Below are 17,234 nucleotides of genomic sequence, written 5' to 3'. Positions count from 1 at the left end.
GCGGTTCAGCCTGATCCCCTCGATGGCCGATAATGGCCGTCCTCACCGCCCCCGCATTGAACCGACGACGATGAGCGACATCCTGCAGACGATCCTGGCCCGCAAGGCCGAAGAAGTGGCCCAGCGCCGCGCCCAGCGCCCCCTCGAGGAGCTGCAGGCCGCCCTGGCCAGCGCCCCGCCGGTACGTGGCTTCGTGCGCGCGCTGCAGGCCGCGGTGGCCAATGGCGACCCGGCGGTGATAGCCGAGGTGAAGAAGGCCAGCCCGTCCAAGGGCGTGATCCGCCCGGACTTCCGCCCGGCCGACATCGCCGTCAGTTACGAGTTCGGCGGTGCCAGCTGCCTGTCGGTGCTGACCGACGTCGATTTCTTCCAGGGCGCCGACGGCTACCTGCAGCAGGCCCGCGAGGCCTGCACGCTGCCGGTGCTGCGCAAGGACTTCGTGATCGACGCCTACCAGGTGTACGAGGCACGCGTGCTGGGCGCCGACTGCATCCTGCTGATCGTTGCCGCGCTGGACGACACCCAGCTGGCCACCCTGTCCGAACTGGCGCTGTCGCTGGGCATGGACGTGCTGGTGGAAGTGCACGACATCGACGAACTGGAGCGCGCGCTGCAGGTGCCGGCGCCGATGATCGGCATCAACAACCGCAACCTGCGCACCTTCGAGGTCTCGCTGCAGACCACGCTGGACATGCAGAACGCCGTGCCGCGCGACCGCCTGCTGGTGACCGAGAGCGGCATCCTCGGCCCGCAGGACGTGGCGCTGATGCGTGACGCCGGCATCCACGCGTTCCTGGTCGGCGAGGCCTTCATGCGCGTGGAAGAGCCGGGCGAGGGCCTGCGTCAGCTATTCTTCGCGGCATGACAACGCACTATCCAACGCCGCGCGGGGATGCGCCGCTGGTGGTCTTCGACTTCGACCACACCCTCTACGACGGCGATTCGGGCACCCACCTGTTCGCCTCGCTGATCAAGCGCAATCCGCTGCGCATGCTGGCCGCGCTGCTGGTCACGCCGATCGCCGGGCCGATGGTGGCGATGCTGCCGACCCGTCGTGCCGGCATTTCGGTCTATGTATGGATCGGCAGCTTCGGCCTGCACCGGGCGCGCGACTTCAACAAGGTGATTGACGCCTACGTGCTGCGCAATGAGGCGCAGATGCGCGCCAAGCTGTTGCCGCAGGCGCTGGAGGTATTCGCCGCGCACCGCGCCAAGGGCGACCGCGTGGTGGTTGCCACCGGCGCGCCCCCCGAGCTGGCGCGCGCGATCCTGGCCTTTGTCGCCCACCAGGACGTGCCGGTGATCGGCACCGAGGTCGGTCCGCGCCTGGGCGGGGTCGGCCCGACCCGGCACTGCCACAACGAAGAGAAGATGCGCATGCTGCGCGAGCGCGGCTACGGCGACATCGACATTGCCTATTCCGACAGCACTGCCGACCTGCCGCTGTTGCTGGCCGCCAGGGCGCCGGTGGTGGTGAACCCGAAGCCGGGCAAGGTGGACTTCTTCCGCCGCGTGCTGCCGGCCGGCACCCGCATCCTCAACTGGGGTTGCGTCGACCGCGGCGGCGACAAGGCGTAATGCGCGGTAGTGCCGGCCGCTGGCCGGCAACTCGGCACGCCCCTCCGCAGATCATGAGCTTGCCGGCCAGCGGCCGGCACTACCGAACGCCGTGCATGCATCGCAGGGCCATGCCCGGCGAGCGCTCAGCGCGCCAGGTACCCGCTCAGCGCGTGGCCGATCTGGAACAGGCTGATGCCCAGCACCAGCACGCCGACGGCCACCAGCACCCAGCGCTCCTTCAGGCGCTTGACCAGCAGCGCGGCCACCGGGGCGGCCATCATGCCGCCGATCAGCAGGCCGGCCACGATCTGCAGGTGATGCAGCCCCATCGACAGCAGGAACGTTGCTGAAACCGTCAGGGTGACCACGAACTCGGCGGCGTTTACGGTGCCGATGGTGGTACGCGCCTGGCCGCCGCGGGCGAGCAGGGTGGAGGTGGCCACCGGCCCCCAGCCGCCACCGCCGCTGGCATCCAGGAAGCCGGCCACGAAGCCTAGCACGGGTACCCGCTTGACCTCGCCCTTGGGCATCAGGCGGCCGGCGGCACGGGCCAGGATGATGATGGCCAGCACCAGCAGGTAGAGATAGATGAGCGGGCGGATCACCTCGCCGGGCAGCTGGGTCAGCCCGTAGGCGCCTACTGCGCCGCCTACCGCGCCGGGCAGGGCGAGGCGCAGGAACAAGCGCTTATCGACATTGCCGGCGACCAGATGCGACACGCCGGAGGCGCCAGTGGTGAACACCTCGGCGGTGTGGATGGCGGCGCTGGCCTGCGCGGGCGGGATGCCCATGGCCAGCATCACCGACGACGACACCAGGCCGAATGCCATGCCCAGCGCGCCGTCGACCAGCTGGGCGCCGAGGCCGATGAGGATGAACCACCAGAATGCGCTGCTCAGTTCCATGCACCGAGCCTAACGCGCGAAGGAGTGCGGACCAAGGTCCGCACCCACCGGGTGCTCAACGGTCAACGGGTGCCGTACAGCACCACGGTCTTGCCGCGGGCGTGCAGCAGGCCGTCGGTCTGCAGCTTCTTCAGCACGCGGCCGGCCATCTCGCGCGAGCAGCCGACCAGGCGCGCCAGTTCCTGGCGCGAGACGCGCAGCTGGCTGCCCTGCGGATGGCTCATCGCCTCCGGCTCCTGCGCCAGGTCGTGCAGGGTGCGCACGATCCGGTCGGTAACGTCCAGGAACGCCAGGCGGCTGGCCTTGCGGCTGGTGTCGAGCAGGCGCTTGGAGATCTGCTGGCCCAGCGCATACAGCAGGCGCGGGGCGTCGGCCGACAGCGGGCCGAGGAACAGCTGGTGCAGGCGTTCGTAGCTGATCTCGGCCAGTTCGCAGGCGGTACGGGTCCGCAGGATCACCTCGCGGCGGTCCGATTCGACGAACAGGCCCATCTCGCCCACGAACTCGCCGGCACCGAAGTAGCCCAGCACAAGCTCGCGATCGTCATCTTCCTCGGCCATGATCGAAACCGAGCCGCTGATGACGTAATACAGGGTTCCCGCCGGGTCACCGGGTCGGAAGACGTCGGTACGGGTGGGATATCGCCGCCTGTGGCTGTGCGCCAGGAAACGATCGATGGTGGCGATATCCAGGGCCAGTGGACTGCTAGCTAGGCGCACGGTTGACACGATAGGGGCGCTCCCTCTGCGCATGAACGGATTCACGGGGTCGATAGCGGAGCTTAACCAGCGCAATTGTTAAGGGCAAACAGTGTGCCAGAACTCTTGCGTCTTCACGTTCCCCCCGGGGGCAGTTTGCCCCATAATTCCCCCTTTCCCTTCTTACACAGGAATCGACCGCCGTGGTCAAGCCGTTGCCTCGCCTGAGGCTGCAGGGTTTCAACAACCTCACCAAGGCGCTGAGCTTCAACATCTATGACGTGTGTTACGCGCGCACCGAAGAGGAGCGTCAGCGTTACATTGAATACATCGATGAAGAGTACAACGCCGACAGGCTGACTCAAATCTTGACCGATGTCGCCGAGATCATCGGCGCCAACATCCTGAACGTGGCCCGCCAGGACTACGACCCGCAGGGTGCCTCGGTGACCATCCTGATCTCTGAAGAGCCGGTGATCGACAAGAAGCAGGCCGGCAAGGAGCTGATCTCCGACGCTGTGGTCGCGCACATGGACAAGAGCCACATCACCGTCCATACCTACCCGGAAACCCATCCGCAGGAAGGTATCGCGACGTTCCGCGCGGACATCGACGTGGCCACCTGTGGCGTCATTTCCCCGCTGAAGGCCCTGAACTACCTGATCGAAAGCCTTGAGTCGGACATCGTGATCATGGACTACCGCGTCCGTGGCTTCACCCGCGATGTGAAGGGCAAGAAGCACTACATCGACCACAAGATCAACTCGATCCAGAACTTCCTGGCCAAGAACATCAAGTCGCGCTACGAGATGTTCGACGTCAACGTCTACCAGGAAAACATCTTCCACACCAAGATGCACCTGAAGGACTTCGACCTGGACCAGTACCTGTTCGAGGAAAAGGCCAAGAACCTGTCGTTCAAGGAACGCATGAAGATCGAAGCGCTGCTCAAGCGCGAGATCGAAGAGCTGTTCCACGGCCGCAACCTGTCCGAGTAAGCCCCACGCGCGATGCCCGCAGGCATCGCCACCCAGGCGGGACGACCCGCCCTGTGGAACCCCTGTACCGCGCAAGCGTCATGGCTCCACGGTGATGTACCGACCCACGGCCCGGTGTGAAAACACCGGGCCGTTTCGTTTTTTCAAAAAAGGTAAGGAGCCCCCACCCATGCCCTGGATCTACCTGCTGCTGGCCGGCCTGTTCGAGATTGGTTTCGCCCTTGGAATGAAGTACTCCGAAGGCTTCAGCAAACCCCTGCCCACCGCTGCCACGGTGGTGTCCGCCCTGATCAGCCTGTACCTGATGAGCCAGGCGATGAAGAGCATCCCGGTTGGCACGGCCTACGCGATCTGGACCGGTATCGGCGCCATGGGCGTGGCGGTGCTGGGCATCTACCTGTTCAACGACAGCGCATCGCCGGCCCGCCTGGCCTGCGTCGGCCTGATCGTGGCCGGGGTGATCGGCCTGAAGCTGGTTTCGCCCAATTGATCGGTAGTGCCGGCCGCTGGCCGGCAACCCCATAGGCACCGCCGAAGATCAGGAGGTTGCCGGCCAGCGGCCGGCACTACCTGGGGCTTACAGCCGGTAGGCGATGGTCTTCATCACCCTGGAAGCCAGCGCCATTGCCCCCGGAATCGGGAACGGCAGGCGGCGGGCGCCGGCCTGTTCGGCGTGTTCCGCATGGCGGGCCTCGTCGTCCTTCATCACCTGGATGACCGCACGGCTGCGCAGGTCACCGGCCGGCAGATCGACCAGATGCTCGTCCAGATGGGCCTCCACCTGGCGCTCGGTTTCGACCACGAAGCCCAGGTTCCAGCCGTCGCCGCGCAGCCCGGCCAGGGTGCCGATGGTGTAGCTGCCGGCGTACCACAGCGGGTTGAACAGGCTCGGGCGGCTGTCCAGCTCGCCCAGCCGGGTGGCGCACCAGGCCAGGTGGTCGGTCTCTTCCTGGGCGGCTTCCAGCAGGTGTTCACGCGTGGCCAGGTCGCGGGCCACCGCCGCCTGGCCGAAATACAGGCCCTGCGCGCAGACCTCGCCGACGTGGTTGATCCGCATCAGGCCCGCCGCGTGGCGGCGCTCGGTGCTGTCCATGCCCGGCTCGTCGGTATCCGCGGCCGGGTAGGGGCGGGCCGCCGGCGGGTTGCCGAACACCGTGTCCAGGGCGCGCTGCGCCTCGGTCAGCAGGTGGTCCAGCGGGGTGGTCTGGCGGAGTGCGGTCATGGCGGTACGGGTGGGGCGGGGAGGGCCCGATTCTCGCCCGGCCCTGCCGCCCTGCCAACCCGGGGGCAGGGGCGACTTGCGCCCGGCGGCCAGGGTGCGTACAATCCCGCCTCTTACGCTTCACCTTTTCACAACGCGTGGCAGAGTTCCGGCGAGCCTTTCGCCGCAATGAGCCCGACCTAACCTAGAGTTCTTCATGAGCACTTTCACTGCCAAGAACGAGACCGTCCAGCGCGACTGGTACCTCGTCGACGCCGAGGGCAAGACCCTGGGCCGTCTCGCCACCGAGCTGGCCCGCCGTCTGCGTGGCAAGCACAAGCCGGTCTACACCCCGCACGTTGATACCGGCGACTACCTGGTCGTCATCAATGCAGAAAAGATTGCCGTCACCGGCAAGAAGCTGCAGGACAAGATGTATCACCGTTTCACCGGTTACATCGGCAACCTGAAGACCGAATCCCTGGCCCAGGCGCTGGAGCGCCACCCGGAGCGCGTGATCGAGATCGCCGTGAAGGGCATGCTGCCGAAGGGCCCGCTGGGTCGCCAGATGTACCGCAAGCTCAAGGTCTACGCCGGCACTGAGCATCCGCACGCCGCACAGCAGCCGCAGGTTCTGGATATCTAATCATGGCTATCACTCAAAACTACGGCACTGGCCGCCGCAAGTCCTCCACCGCTCGCGTGTTCCTGCGCAAGGGTTCGGGCAACATCACCGTCAATGGCCGTCCGCTGGACGAGTTCTTCGGTCGTGAGACCGCGCGCATGATCGTGCGCCAGCCGCTCGAGCTGACCAAGAACACCGAAAGCTTCGACATCCTGGTCACCGCCGCTGGCGGCGGCACCACCGGCCAGGCCGGTGCGATCCGTCTGGGCATCGCCCGTGCTCTGGTCGAGTACGACGAAACCCTGAAGTCCGAGCTGCGCAAGGCCGGCTTCATGACCCGTGACGCCCGTGAAGTCGAGCGTAAGAAGGTCGGTCTGCACAAGGCCCGCCGCGCCACCCAGTTCTCCAAGCGCTGATTTACCGCGCCTGGTTGGGCTCCCTCGGGAGCCCGCTGGTTGGAAAGCAAAAGCCCGGCTTCGGCCGGGCTTTTGTCGTTCTGGGGTCATGCATTTCGAGGTTGCCGGCCAGCGGCCGGCACTACCCGTGGTCTGCATACCTGGCTCCGGTCTCTGTCTGGGGGAGAGCCTGATGTTCAAGGGGGCGCGCCGACGGGCGCGGGGATAAGGTGGGATGCGTGACCAAATTAAAAGCAAAAGGCCAGATCTTTCGATCTGGCCTTTTGCTTTTAATTTGGCTGCCCCGGATGGATTCGAACCACCGAATGCCTGAGTCAGAGTCAGGTGCCTTACCGCTTGGCGACGGGGCAAAACGTGCAACTATTTTCTCACTTTTCACACTGGAAAACAACTTGATTTTCAGTGTGGTGGCTATGGGTGGACTCGAACCACCGACCCCAGCATTATGAGTGCTGTGCTCTAACCGGCTGAGCTACATAGCCTTGGTGAGCCCGCTATTCTGCGGATGTGTATCGCCCCTGTCAACACTTTTGTATCGTGCTTGTGGGGCGGCAGAGGGCATGGGATAGTCCCGACCAGTAGATTTTTTAGGAGTCCGCATCGTGATCGATCCGGACGGCTATCGACCGAACGTCGGCATCGTGCTGATGCGGCAGGATGGTCAGGTGTTCTGGGCACGACGTGTGCGCCGGGACGGCTGGCAGTTCCCGCAGGGTGGCATGAATACCGACGAGACGCCTGTCGAGGCCATGTATCGTGAACTGCAGGAAGAGACCGGCCTGCTGCCTGAGCATGTGGAAGTGCTCGGCGCGACACCCGGCTGGCTGCGCTACAAGCTGCCGGCGCGGGCCATCCGCCGCAACGAGCGGCAGGTCTGCATCGGCCAGAAGCAGGTCTGGTTCCTGCTGCGCCTGACCGGCGACGAATCCCATGTGAAGCTGGACCACACCGACTCGCCCGAGTTCGACCATTGGCGCTGGGTGGACTTCTGGTACCCGGTGGAGCATGTGGTGATGTTCAAGCGCGGCGTCTATGCGCGTGCCCTGCGACACCTGGCGCCACTGGCGCGTGGCGTGGCCGGGCAGGGCGTCACCGCCATGCCCAAGAGCGCCGCCGAGGCCTGGATGCCAGGCCATACGGCCGGGCACGAGCGACCCCGCAAGCGCCCGCGGACCCGGGGCTATTGGCCCAAGAAGGCACAGGGCGACGGCCCGGCCAGCTGACGGGCTGAACGGTATCGAGAATGGTTCAGGTCTCTGATTGACAACCATTCTCGTTTCCATTGGAATAGCCAACAGGCCGCTTCTGGCCTGTCAGCCCGGTTCCCGCCTGTGTACGTCTGCATCTGCAACGGAGTCACCGACCACCAGATCCGCGAAGCCGCCGGCAATGGCGTCAGCACGGTGGCCGAACTGACCATGCGTACCGGCTGTGGTGCCACCTGCGGTTCCTGCCTGGACATGGCCGGCGAGCTGCTGGCCAAGGCACGCGCCACCCACGATCTGCCGCTGCCGGTGTTGGGCCTGGCCCAGGTCGCCTGACCGTTTCTTTCGCGGCGCGTTGACGCCGCGCTTTCGCATCCTTCACTGCTGGCCGCACAGGCCAATGCGCACGATTCGCGTTCCTTCACGAGGCTGCGCAAGGCGCTAAAGTGCCTGCGTTTTCAGCGTGCAGGAGCATCCCCATGAAGGGCGACACCAAGGTCATCGAATTCCTCAACAAGGTCCTCTACAACGAGCTGACCGCGATCAACCAGTACTTCCTGCACGCCAAGATGCTGAAGAACTGGGGCATCAAGGAACTGGCCGAACACGAGTACAAGGAATCGATCGACGAGATGAAGCATGCCGACATGCTCGCCGACCGCATCCTGTTCCTCGAAGGCCTGCCGAATTTCCAGGCGCTGGGCAAGCTGCGCATCGGCGAGAACCCGACCGAGATCCTGCAGTGCGATCTGTCGCTGGAACGCGACGGCGTGGTCACCCTGCGCGAGGCCGTGGCCTATTCCGATTCGGTTGGCGACTACGTCAGCCGCCAGCTGTTCGTGAAGATCCTCGACTCGGAAGAAGAGCACATCGACTGGCTGGAAACCCAGCTGGACCTGATCGAGCGCATCGGCGAGCCGAAGTACCTGCTGAGCAAGCTGGAAGAGTGACGTAGCGTCGAGCTTGCTCGACGCTAGCGATGCTGTGCCAGGTAACCCGTCAGCGCGACGCGCGCGCGGGCGAATTCGGCCACCAGCAGCGCCACTGCCACGGCAGGGCGCTGCAGGCTGTCACTGCGGGCTTCATGCTCGATGCGCTGCGCCACCGCAGACAGCGACAACGCGCCGACGTTCGCACTCGATGACTTGAGGCTGTGTGCGATTGCCTGCATGCGCGGCGCGTCGCCATTCTGCGCGGCCTGCTGCAGTTGCTGCACCATTGCCGGAGCATCGTCCAGGAACACCGAGACGATCTGGATGGCGCTCTCGCCGATCACCGCCTGCAGTTCGTCCAGTACATCGCGATCCAGCACCGGTTGCGGCGCCGCCTGGCTCTTCGTACCCGGCAGGGCCGCGCCATGCTCGGCAGTCAGGACCGGGCCGGTGGCGGGCGCATCGCCGCCGAGCGGGTTCGACGCTGCCGCATTGCCCGATCGCTGTCCCCAGCGCTTCAGCAGCGCATGCAGCGTGGCGCGTGCGATCGGTTTGGACAGGTAGTCGTCCATGCCGGCCTGCAGGCAGCGTTCGCGGTCACCGGCCATCGCATTGGCGGTCATCGCGATGATTGGCAGTCGCTGCCGCCCGGATGCCGTTTCCTCGGCGCGCCAATGACGGGTGGCGGCGTAGCCATCCAGCACCGGCATCTGGCAGTCCATCAACACCACGTCCACGCCGCCTTCGCGCAGGGCGAGCAATGCCTGCTCGCCATCGGCGGCATTGCGCACCTCGCACTGGAATACGCGCAGCAGCTGCTCGGCCACCATCCGGTTGACCGTGTTGTCTTCCACCAGCAGCACGCGCAGGTGCAACGGCGGCAACGTCGGCGCGGGCAGTCCGTCTTCAGCATTGGCCAGCAATGCGGCGGGCCGCGCGTGCGCGACCGGCACCGCCAGCAGCGCATGCAGGGCGGCATCATCGAAACGTGCGGGCAGCCGCTGCTGCCGCGGGCGCGCCGCAACGGCGTCGTCCTGCAGCCATAGCACCTGCAGCATGTCTTCCTCGCCCCGTTCGGCCAGGGCCTGCTGCAGCGTGGCTTCACCTGCGCGGCGTGCATGCGCGTCGACCAGCAGCCAGGCCGGCGCCGGCTGCCCGGGGCGTGGCGGCGCGCGCAGGCGCTCGACCACCGCGCCAGGCTGTGCCAGCACCTGCACCTGCAGCCCATGGTGGGCAGCGATGCGTTCGACGCGCGCCTGCAGGATCGCATCGGCGCTGCACAGCAGCAGTGCAGCGGGCGGACGTGCCATGGCCGGCAGGTCGCCGGGCACTCTCAGCAGCGGAATCTCGAACCAGAACGTGGCGCCCTGGCCGGGCGTGGACTGCACGCCGATGCGGCCCTGCATCAGGTCGATGATGCGCTTGCAGATGGCCAGGCCCAGGCCGGTACCCCCGTAGATGCGGGTGGTGGAGGCGTCGGCCTGGCTGAAGGACTGGAACAACCGCGCCTGCAGCACCTCGTCGATGCCGATGCCGGTGTCGATGATCTCGAAGCGCAGCTGGTGCTGCGCTGCGCCTTCGCCCAACCGCTGTACCCGCAGCAGCACCTGGCCGCGTGCCGTGAACTTGATCGCGTTGGCCAGCAGGTTGCTCAACACCTGGCGCAGGCGTACCGGGTCGCCGCGTACCGGCAGGCGCACCGCTGGGTCCAGCTGCAACGCCAGCGACAGGCCCTTGGCGTCGGCGGCGCGCTGCATCAGCTGCACCACGCCATCGAGCAGGTCACGCAGGTTGAAGCTGGTGATCTCCAGTTCCAGCGCCTGTGCTTCCAGCCGTGAATAGTCGAGGATGTCGTCGACGATGCGCAGCAGCTGCTGCGAACTGGCCGAGGCGGTGGCCAGCATCTGTCGCTGGTCCTCGCCCAGGGGGCCGCGCGCGATCAGCTCCAGCATCGGCAGGATGCCGTTGAGCGGGGTGCGGATCTCATGGCTCATCGTGGCCAGGAACTCGCCCTTGGCCAGCACCGCGGCCTCGGCGGCCTGCTTGGCCTGCAGCAGCTGCTGCTCCAGTTGGCCCTGGCGTTCGGTGGTACGGCGCAGCTGGTCGCGTTCGGCGGCCAGTACGCTGCGTTCGCGCTGCAGCTGGGCCAACGCAAGGTTGCGCGCGCGCAGCCGCAGGCCAAACAGCAGCAGCGCGATGGCGGCCACGGCGAGGGCAACCAGCAGCACGCCCCACAGCGGCACGTCAGAGCACCGCGTTGTGGAAGTCGAAGTTCAGGTCGCTGCCGGCCGACTGCACCATGTTGCCCTGGATGTAGTCGACGCCGCCCACCCACATCGCGGCCGCCGCCTGCGGATCTTCGATCTGCTGGCCGATGATCTGCAGCCCGGCTGCATGGGCCTGCTCGATCGCCCTGCGCAGTTCCTCGCGGGTGGCAGGGTTGGCGTGGCTGCTGGAGAAGCGCGCTGCCATGCGCACGAACGACAGCGGGAGGTGGGTCAGCAACGCATCGGCTTCTCCACCCGGTTCGAACTGGCTGAGGCAGAAGCGCACGCCGGCACCGGCCATGCGCTGGCAGAACTGCAGCAGCGGCACGGTGTGGATCAGTGCGTCGGGCAGGCGCACATCGATGACCAGCGCGCTGCCGGGCAGGTCGCGCTGGTGCAGCGACTCCAGCAGCCAGTCGGCGAAGGCATCGCGCTGCAGGGTACGCAGCGACTGCGAGACGAACAGGTTCAGCGGCTGGGTCGCGTGCCGGTACAGGTCCAGCAGGCCCAGCGCATGGTCCATCACCTGCTGGTCGAGGTCGGCGATGCGCCCGGCGGCTTCCGCGGCAGGAATCACCTGGCCGGCCGCCAGCACCGTGCCATCGGCCTGGCGCAGTCGCAGCAGCAGCTGGTACTGCGCGGTGTTGCCGCCGGCGACGGCGACGATCGGCTGATAGGCCAGCTCCAGCTGGCCTTCCAGCAACGCCAGATGCTCCTGTTCGCTGGTCGCCTCGCGGTACACGTGGCCGGCCACGCCGGCGCTCAGCAGGCGCGCCTGCAGGGTGGTGCGTTCGACGGCTTCCAGGGCACTGTTGGCATCGTCGAATCCGGAAGACAGCGGGGCATAGCCGACCACGCCGCGCAGATGCACGGATTCGTCGTCGCGGATCACGAACGCGCGCGCCGACAGCTGTTCACGCAGGGCCGCGGCGATGCCTTCCAGGCTGTCCTCATCGGCGGTGCGCGCCAGCAGCAGGAAGCTGTTGTCGTTCAGGCGTGCCAGCAGGTGCGGGTGGCCCGCCTCGGCCAGGCGCTGGCCGGCCTGCACCATCAGGCGTTCGAAGGCGGCATACCCATAGCGCTCGCGCAGGCCCAGCGCGCTGGAGACTTCGACGAACAACACGCCACCCGGGTCGCGGTGGGCAAGCGCGGCGTTGAGCTGCTGCAATACGTGGTGGCGTGTCGGCAGGCCGGTTTCCGGATTGCTGGTGGCCGGCGCACCGGAGGCTCCTGGCAGGGTCGCGGCCTGCGCACGCGCACGCCGGATGCGGTTGGCCACGGCGGCGATCAGGTGGCGCGGGCGGATCGGCTTGCTCAGGTAGTCATCGGCGCCACTGTCGAGCACCTCGAACTGGCGCTCCGGGTCCGGGTCACCGCTGAGGAATACGATCGGCAGCAGCTGCAGGCCGGGTTGCTGGCGGATCAGCGCGGTCAGGCGCATGCCGTCCAGCCCGGGCAGGTGCAGGTCCATCAGGATCAGGTCCGGGCGGTGGTCCTTGATCGCCTGCAGCGCACCGTCGGCATCGCTGTGCACGATCGCCTGCATGCCGGCACCGTGCAGCACGCTCTGCGCGAACAGTGCCTGGGCGCGATCGTCCTCGACGATCAGCACGCGATAGGGCGAATCGGATGCGGGCGGCGCCTGGTCGTTGTTGCCGGCTTCTGCCAGCGCTGAAGGGCCGGGAAGCGGTGGCGGCGCGCTGTTGATCGACGGTGCATCGGCCGTGCCGCCCTGTGCCGTGACCGCTGCCGGTGCGGCGGGAGCGTGGGTGACCGCCTCGACGGCCCAGCGTTGCCAATGATCGGCCGGAGGGGTTTCAGCGCGTCCCGGGCGGGCGCCCGCGGGGGATTCGATTGCGGCCATCGGTGCTCCTGGTGTTCGCCTTCATTATGCGGCAAGCCCGGCGATCAACCGGTGCCGGGTTGCCGCGGGCTGTCCGTCGCTGCGCCGCGCGCCAGCCAACGCACGCCTTTCCACAAGGTGCGCCAGACCAGCCAGACCAGCAGCGCGCCAGCGAGGCTGCAGGCCAGCACCACCACCAGCGCGATCCAGGGATGGGCCAGGGCCAGCGCCAGACCGCCGATCACCACGGTGTCTTCGGCGGCCGACGCCACCCAGTTGCTGGCCGGTTCCGGTGAGGTATTGAGCAGGGCGCGGGTGCCGGCCTTCAGGCCATGGCTGGCCAGCGCGACACCGGCACCGGCGGCGAGTGCGCCGGTCCCCAGCTGGCCGTCCGGCGACAACGTGGCGGCGGCAAGGAAGGCACCGGCGGGCACGCGTGCCAGGGTCTGCACCAGATCCCACACCGAGTCCACGCCGGGGATCTTGTCGGCGAAGAATTCGGTCACTGCCAGCGCCGCCGAGGTACCCAGCACCCACCACGATTCGGTGGCCTGCAGGGCCGGTGGCAGGTCGACCCAGCCGAGCAGGCCGGCCAGGCCGACGCCGAACACGGTGAGGTAGACGCGGATGCCGGCCAGCCAGGCCAGCAGGATGCCGATCACGAACAGGTGGGCTTCGGTCATGGCGATGCTCCGGCGACGGAACTGTGCGGGGGGCCTCACTATCGGCGATGGCGTGCCTGAACGCCACAGACCGTGGCCGGCCACTGCGCAGGAAACCCACCCGTCCTGTCATACACTAGCCCGTCGTTTGCCACAGGGGCCGTACCGGTGTCGCTCTTGCGATGCCCCGGAAACCACCCATGAACAACCGCCCTCCCATGCGCGTGCAGGTGCGCCTGCCCGGCGCGCCGCAATCGCCGGTCGATCGTCGCCGCCTTCTGGTGATCGGCGGTATCTGGCTGCTCAGCCTGGTGCTGGCGGTGCTTGGCGGCTGCTGGATGGCGACCCCGCGCGATGCGCAGGGCCAACGCCTGCAGGCCGCCGAGAAGCACGCCGAGACGCTGCAGGCGCAGCTGACCGAGCTGCGCCAGAAGCAGGCCACGCTGGAAGCCTCCGACCGCATCAGCCGCGCCGCCAACACCGAGGTACAGTCCTCGCTAGCCGAGCGCGATGAGGAGATCGCCGGCCTGCGCGCCGACGTCGCCTTCTATGAGCGCCTGGTCGGTTCAACCAGCCAGCGCAAGGGCCTGAACACCCATTCGATCGAGTTCAGCCCGGAAGCGGCCGGCACCTGGCAGTACACCGCCGTGCTGACCCAGAACCTCAACCGCGGTGCCATCAGCCAGGGGCAGATGCGTTTCACCGTGGAAGGCGTGAAGAACGGCAAGCTGGCCACGATCAGCTGGGATGATCTGCACCAGCGCAGCAAGGTGCCGGGACAGGATTACTCGTTCCGGTACTTCCAGCAGATCACCGGCAGCGTGATGCTGCCGGCTGACTTCACCCCGCAACGCGTACGGGTGACATTGGGGAGTGGTACGGGGGGTACCACCCAGGTATTCGACTGGAAACAGGCCGGCGCGCCGGCCAGCAAAGGGGAGTAGGCAGATGTTCGGAAACAGCAAATCCAACCGTGATGGCCAGCTGGTGGTGGATGCCCTGATCGGCAACCAGGTGGTGATCCGCGGTGATGTGGAATTCAGTGGTGGCCTGTACGTGGAAGGCCGCATCCACGGCAAGGTGATTGCCGCCGAAGGCGCCAGTGGTGCCACCTTGACGGTCGCCGAGCATGGCGTGATCGAGGGTGAGATCCGTGCCCAGGTGGTGGTCATCAGCGGCCGCCTGGACGGCGACGTGCACGCCACCGAGAAGGTCGAACTGACCCCGAGCGCGCGGGTCAACGGCAATGTCCATTACCAGGTGGTGGAGATGAATGCGGGCGCCCAGCTGAACGGCCGCCTGATCCATGCCAGCGCCCCGATGGCGGCCCTGCCGGCCCCGGAGGTCGACGACGCCGATGCCGGCAAGGGCGACACCGCCGCACGCCGCAAGCTGGCCGAGGCGATGGCTTGAAAGCCCTCCTCGGCACCCCCATGCTGACGGCATGAGCACGCTAGTCTCCCTGCCCGGCGCCACCCCGGCCGCCGCGCCCGATTACCAGTCGCTGGAGCGACCGCTGAACTTCACCGAGTCGGCGGCCGCCAAGGTCAGATCCCTGATCCAGGAAGAGGGCAACCCCGACCTGGCCCTGCGCGTGTACATCGAAGGTGGCGGCTGTTCGGGCTTCCAGTATGGCTTCGAGTTCGACGAGAACCGTGCCGAGGACGATCTGGCGGTACAGACCAGCGGGGTGACCCTGCTGGTCGACCCGCTGAGCCTGCAGTACCTGATGGGTGCCGAGGTGGACTACACCGAAAGCCTGACCGGTGCCCAGTTCGTGATCCGCAATCCGAACGCGAAGACCACCTGCGGCTGCGGCAGCAGTTTCAGCATGTAGTAGATCCGCGCCATGCGTGGATGCGCGGGGCCCGTCCCGTGCGCGACAAGGTGTGTGGAGCAGGCTCCACACCCACCGCTGGTTTCCGCAAAGCCTGCGGCTTGCCACCTGCATCGATTGGCGGCACGCTTGCCGGATGCCCAATACTTCTTCGCCGCTTTCCGGTTTCGCCTTCGTGGGCGAACCGCTGGAGCGCGCCGATGCCCTGCGCGACGATGCCGATGCACTGGCGCGCCTGTGGCCGGGCGCGCGCATCCTCGTGCTTGATCAGGACGGCAGCGCCTTTACCGGCGATGACGATCAGCCACTGGCGCTGACCGGCGCCGACATCGGCGGGGGCCCCGGTGCCGCGATCTTCCTCGGCCTGCGTGGCGACCAGGCGTGGTTTTCAGTTGAAGCCGGCAGCGTGACCATTACCGCACCACGCCGCCTCGACCTGCGCCAGGCCGCGCTGCTATGGTCGATGGCCGATGCGACCGCCTTCAGCTATGCCCGCAGCATGTCCTACTGGCACTCGCGTACCCGCTTCTGTGGCGTGTGCGGCGGTGCCGTGGCGTTCGCCCGTGGCGGCTTCGTCGGTCGCTGCGCGCAGTGCTCCACCGAGCATTACCCGCGGGTGGATCCGGCGGTGATCGTGGCGGTGGAGAACCAGGGCCGGCTGCTGCTGGGCCGGCAGTCGAACTGGGCGCCGCGCCGCTACTCGGTGCTGGCCGGCTTCGTCGAGCCCGGCGAGACCTTCGAGCAGACCGTGGTGCGCGAGGTGCACGAGGAGAGCAAGGTGCGGGTGACCGCCTGCCAGTACCTCGGCTCGCAGCCCTGGCCGTTCCCGGGGGCGCTGATGATCGGTTTCCGTGCGCAGGCGCAGGATGATCTGCCGAGCGTGGACGGTGAGCTGGAAGATGCGCGCTGGTTCAGTGCCGACGAGGTGGGCGCGGCGCTGGCACGCGATGTCGAGGACGATGGCCAGGGCATCCGCGTGTCGCCGCCGATCTCGATTTCGCGTGGCCTGATCGAGCACTGGTACCGCCAGCAGAAGGGTTGAAGCGGGCCAGGCGCGGCGGCTGTATTGCCGCCACCTGAACACGGCCCGGGTTAGAGTCCGGTTCACCGCTGAGGGCGCCGCTGCGACAGGTAAGGTAGCGGCGCGAGCGTTCTGTTTCGTAGGGAGACCCGCCATGTTCACCACTCTGGCTGCCGTGCTGGTGGCGCTGGCCCTGGGCCATGTCGCCCCGGCCGCTGCTGCCTCGCTGCGCCGTTTCGACGGCTTCCGGCGCTGGCTGGGTTGGCTGGATGCCAGGGGTGGCAAGGCCTGGCAGAGCCCCGCAGGCGTGGCCCTGGCCCTGCTGCCGCCGCTGCTGCTGATGGCCCTGCTGGCCTGGCTGCTGCGCGGGGTGCTGTTCGGCCTGCCGTCGCTGCTGCTGGGCGTGGTGGTGCTGGCATGGTGCTGGGGGCCGCGCGACCTGGACCGCGATATCGAAGCGATCATCGACGCCGACGATGCCGCGACGCGGCAGGCGGCGGTGCGCAATCTGCAGGCGGCCGGTGGCAGCCTGCGCGAGGACGTGCCGTCACTGGTCGAAGCAACGGTGCTCAATGCGCTGCGGCGCTGGTTCGCGGTGCTGTTCTGGTTCCTGCTGCTGGGCCCGGCCGGTGCGCTGGGTTACAGGCTGCTGGCGCTGATGGCCGAAAGCCCGATGCGCGCCCGCGTGCCGGTGGAACCGCTGGCGCTGGCGCAGCGCCTGCTGGGTTGGATCGAATGGCCGGTGGCGCAGCTGATGGCGTTCTCGATGGCGCTGGTGGGCAACTTCGATACGGCGTGGAAGGCCTGGCGCCAGGCCCATGGCGAGCGCCTGGCCGGGAACATCGGTTTCCTCGGAGCGGTGGCGCGTGCCAGCGTCAATGCCGAGCTGCGCGAGGATGCGCACGACTACACCGAGGCGGGGCTGCTGCCGGTGTGGCAACGGCTGCCGGACCTGCGTGATGCGATGAGCCTGGTGTGGCGGATGCTGCTGCTGTGGCTGGCGATCCTGGCCCTGCTGGTGATTGCAGGCTGGGTGACGTAGTTGTATTGCAGGGCTTGCAGCC

20 protein-coding genes and 2 tRNA genes are annotated in these 17,234 nt (G+C 67.3%); 14 read left to right on the top strand and 8 right to left on the bottom strand.

Annotated elements, in window-relative coordinates:
* The first annotated feature begins 70 nt into the window (after nt 1-70).
* Nucleotides 71-865, top strand: a complete 795-nt coding sequence (trpC, locus tag N5C18_RS04145; RefSeq protein ID WP_279943890.1) for an indole-3-glycerol phosphate synthase TrpC — start codon at nt 71-73, stop codon at nt 863-865.
* Nucleotides 862-1,578 (top strand): haloacid dehalogenase-like hydrolase, encoded by a 717-nt coding sequence (locus N5C18_RS04140; RefSeq protein ID WP_053450993.1) that lies wholly within the window; start codon nt 862-864, stop codon nt 1,576-1,578. Before trpC ends, N5C18_RS04140 begins: the two co-directional genes overlap by 4 nt.
* Nucleotides 1,579-1,703: 125 nt before the next feature.
* Here N5C18_RS04140 and N5C18_RS04135 read toward each other — a convergent pair whose 3' ends face one another.
* Nucleotides 1,704-2,465, bottom strand: a complete 762-nt coding sequence (locus N5C18_RS04135; protein WP_006473912.1) for a sulfite exporter TauE/SafE family protein — start codon at nt 2,463-2,465, stop codon at nt 1,704-1,706.
* Between the two features lie 62 nt (nt 2,466-2,527).
* Nucleotides 2,528-3,217: a cAMP-activated global transcriptional regulator CRP gene (crp, locus tag N5C18_RS04130; RefSeq protein ID WP_010482649.1), complete on the bottom strand. Its 690-nt coding sequence runs from the start codon at nt 3,215-3,217 to the stop codon at nt 2,528-2,530.
* 149 nt (nt 3,218-3,366) lie between these two features.
* Between crp and speD the strand changes: the two genes are divergently transcribed.
* Together speD and sugE are read left to right on the top strand one after the other, a co-directional pair.
* Nucleotides 3,367-4,161: an adenosylmethionine decarboxylase gene (gene speD, locus N5C18_RS04125; protein WP_006473908.1), complete on the top strand. Its 795-nt coding sequence runs from the start codon at nt 3,367-3,369 to the stop codon at nt 4,159-4,161.
* A 169-nt stretch (nt 4,162-4,330) separates the two neighbouring features.
* Complete coding sequence (gene sugE / locus N5C18_RS04120; RefSeq protein ID WP_005411314.1) at nt 4,331-4,651, top strand: quaternary ammonium compound efflux SMR transporter SugE; 321 nt, start codon at nt 4,331-4,333, stop codon at nt 4,649-4,651.
* A gap of 87 nt (nt 4,652-4,738) precedes the next feature.
* On the opposite strand, the gene coq7 is transcribed toward sugE, so the two are convergent.
* Nucleotides 4,739-5,383 carry a 2-polyprenyl-3-methyl-6-methoxy-1,4-benzoquinone monooxygenase gene (gene coq7 / locus N5C18_RS04115; RefSeq protein WP_279943888.1) on the bottom strand — a complete coding sequence of 215 codons (645 nt, stop codon included), beginning with the start codon at nt 5,381-5,383 and terminating at the stop codon, nt 4,739-4,741.
* Between the two features lie 196 nt (nt 5,384-5,579).
* Here coq7 and rplM point away from each other — a divergent pair, with 196 nt between their 5' ends.
* Nucleotides 5,580-6,008, top strand: a complete 429-nt coding sequence (rplM, locus tag N5C18_RS04110; protein ID WP_005414692.1) for a 50S ribosomal protein L13 — start codon at nt 5,580-5,582, stop codon at nt 6,006-6,008.
* A 2-nt stretch (nt 6,009-6,010) separates the two neighbouring features.
* On the top strand, nt 6,011-6,403 hold the full coding sequence (gene rpsI, locus N5C18_RS04105) for a 30S ribosomal protein S9 (RefSeq protein WP_005411311.1): 393 nt from the start codon (nt 6,011-6,013) through the stop codon (nt 6,401-6,403).
* A gap of 275 nt (nt 6,404-6,678) precedes the next feature.
* On the opposite strand, the gene N5C18_RS04100 is transcribed toward rpsI, so the two are convergent.
* Both N5C18_RS04100 and N5C18_RS04095 read right to left on the bottom strand, forming a co-directional pair.
* Nucleotides 6,679-6,753: transfer RNA gene (locus tag N5C18_RS04100), tRNA-Gln, on the bottom strand.
* 55 nt (nt 6,754-6,808) lie between these two features.
* Nucleotides 6,809-6,885, bottom strand: a tRNA-Met gene (locus N5C18_RS04095).
* Between the two features lie 120 nt (nt 6,886-7,005).
* On the opposite strand from N5C18_RS04095, the gene N5C18_RS04090 reads away from it, so the two are divergent.
* From N5C18_RS04090 to bfr, 3 genes are all read left to right on the top strand, one after another.
* A complete protein-coding gene (locus N5C18_RS04090; protein ID WP_008265361.1) occupies nt 7,006-7,626 on the top strand; it encodes an RNA pyrophosphohydrolase in 621 nt (206 codons plus the stop codon).
* A gap of 108 nt (nt 7,627-7,734) precedes the next feature.
* Nucleotides 7,735-7,944 carry a bacterioferritin-associated ferredoxin gene (locus N5C18_RS04085; protein WP_006473776.1) on the top strand — a complete coding sequence of 70 codons (210 nt, stop codon included), beginning with the start codon at nt 7,735-7,737 and terminating at the stop codon, nt 7,942-7,944.
* Nucleotides 7,945-8,087: 143 nt separating this feature from the next.
* The gene (gene bfr / locus N5C18_RS04080) at nt 8,088-8,558 is read left to right on the top strand and encodes a bacterioferritin (protein WP_005419804.1); all 471 of its coding nucleotides are present in this window, start codon (nt 8,088-8,090) and stop codon (nt 8,556-8,558) included.
* A 23-nt stretch (nt 8,559-8,581) separates the two neighbouring features.
* Here the strand turns inward: bfr and N5C18_RS04075 are convergent, their stop codons facing one another.
* Genes N5C18_RS04075 through N5C18_RS04065 form a run of 3 tightly spaced genes read right to left on the bottom strand, consistent with a single transcriptional unit; the run spans nt 8,582 to nt 13,333 of the window.
* Nucleotides 8,582-10,783 (bottom strand): ATP-binding protein, encoded by a 2,202-nt coding sequence (locus tag N5C18_RS04075; RefSeq protein ID WP_279943887.1) that lies wholly within the window; start codon nt 10,781-10,783, stop codon nt 8,582-8,584.
* Nucleotide 10,784: 1 nt separating this feature from the next.
* Nucleotides 10,785-12,671 (bottom strand): EAL domain-containing protein, encoded by a 1,887-nt coding sequence (locus N5C18_RS04070; protein ID WP_279943886.1) that lies wholly within the window; start codon nt 12,669-12,671, stop codon nt 10,785-10,787.
* A gap of 44 nt (nt 12,672-12,715) precedes the next feature.
* Nucleotides 12,716-13,333 (bottom strand): DUF4126 domain-containing protein, encoded by a 618-nt coding sequence (locus N5C18_RS04065; protein ID WP_008268141.1) that lies wholly within the window; start codon nt 13,331-13,333, stop codon nt 12,716-12,718.
* Between the two features lie 179 nt (nt 13,334-13,512).
* Here N5C18_RS04065 and N5C18_RS04060 point away from each other — a divergent pair, with 179 nt between their 5' ends.
* From N5C18_RS04060 to ampE, 5 genes are all read left to right on the top strand, one after another.
* Nucleotides 13,513-14,256 carry a DUF6776 family protein gene (locus N5C18_RS04060; RefSeq protein ID WP_164088052.1) on the top strand — a complete coding sequence of 248 codons (744 nt, stop codon included), beginning with the start codon at nt 13,513-13,515 and terminating at the stop codon, nt 14,254-14,256.
* A 4-nt stretch (nt 14,257-14,260) separates the two neighbouring features.
* Complete coding sequence (locus tag N5C18_RS04055; protein WP_053450987.1) at nt 14,261-14,725, top strand: polymer-forming cytoskeletal protein; 465 nt, start codon at nt 14,261-14,263, stop codon at nt 14,723-14,725.
* Between the two features lie 31 nt (nt 14,726-14,756).
* Complete coding sequence (erpA, locus tag N5C18_RS04050) at nt 14,757-15,149, top strand: iron-sulfur cluster insertion protein ErpA (protein WP_049456218.1); 393 nt, start codon at nt 14,757-14,759, stop codon at nt 15,147-15,149.
* 136 nt (nt 15,150-15,285) lie between these two features.
* Complete coding sequence (gene nudC, locus N5C18_RS04045) at nt 15,286-16,191, top strand: NAD(+) diphosphatase (protein ID WP_279943884.1); 906 nt, start codon at nt 15,286-15,288, stop codon at nt 16,189-16,191.
* Between the two features lie 133 nt (nt 16,192-16,324).
* Nucleotides 16,325-17,212: a regulatory signaling modulator protein AmpE gene (ampE, locus tag N5C18_RS04040; protein WP_006473684.1), complete on the top strand. Its 888-nt coding sequence runs from the start codon at nt 16,325-16,327 to the stop codon at nt 17,210-17,212.
* Nucleotides 17,213-17,234 lie beyond the last annotated feature (22 nt).

Source organism: Stenotrophomonas sp. GD03930, assembly GCF_029839665.1.
Taxonomy (GTDB): Bacteria; Pseudomonadota; Gammaproteobacteria; order Xanthomonadales; family Xanthomonadaceae; genus Stenotrophomonas; species Stenotrophomonas forensis.
Note: the sequence above shows the minus strand (reverse complement) of the source record. Positions and strands in the feature narration are given on the sequence as shown.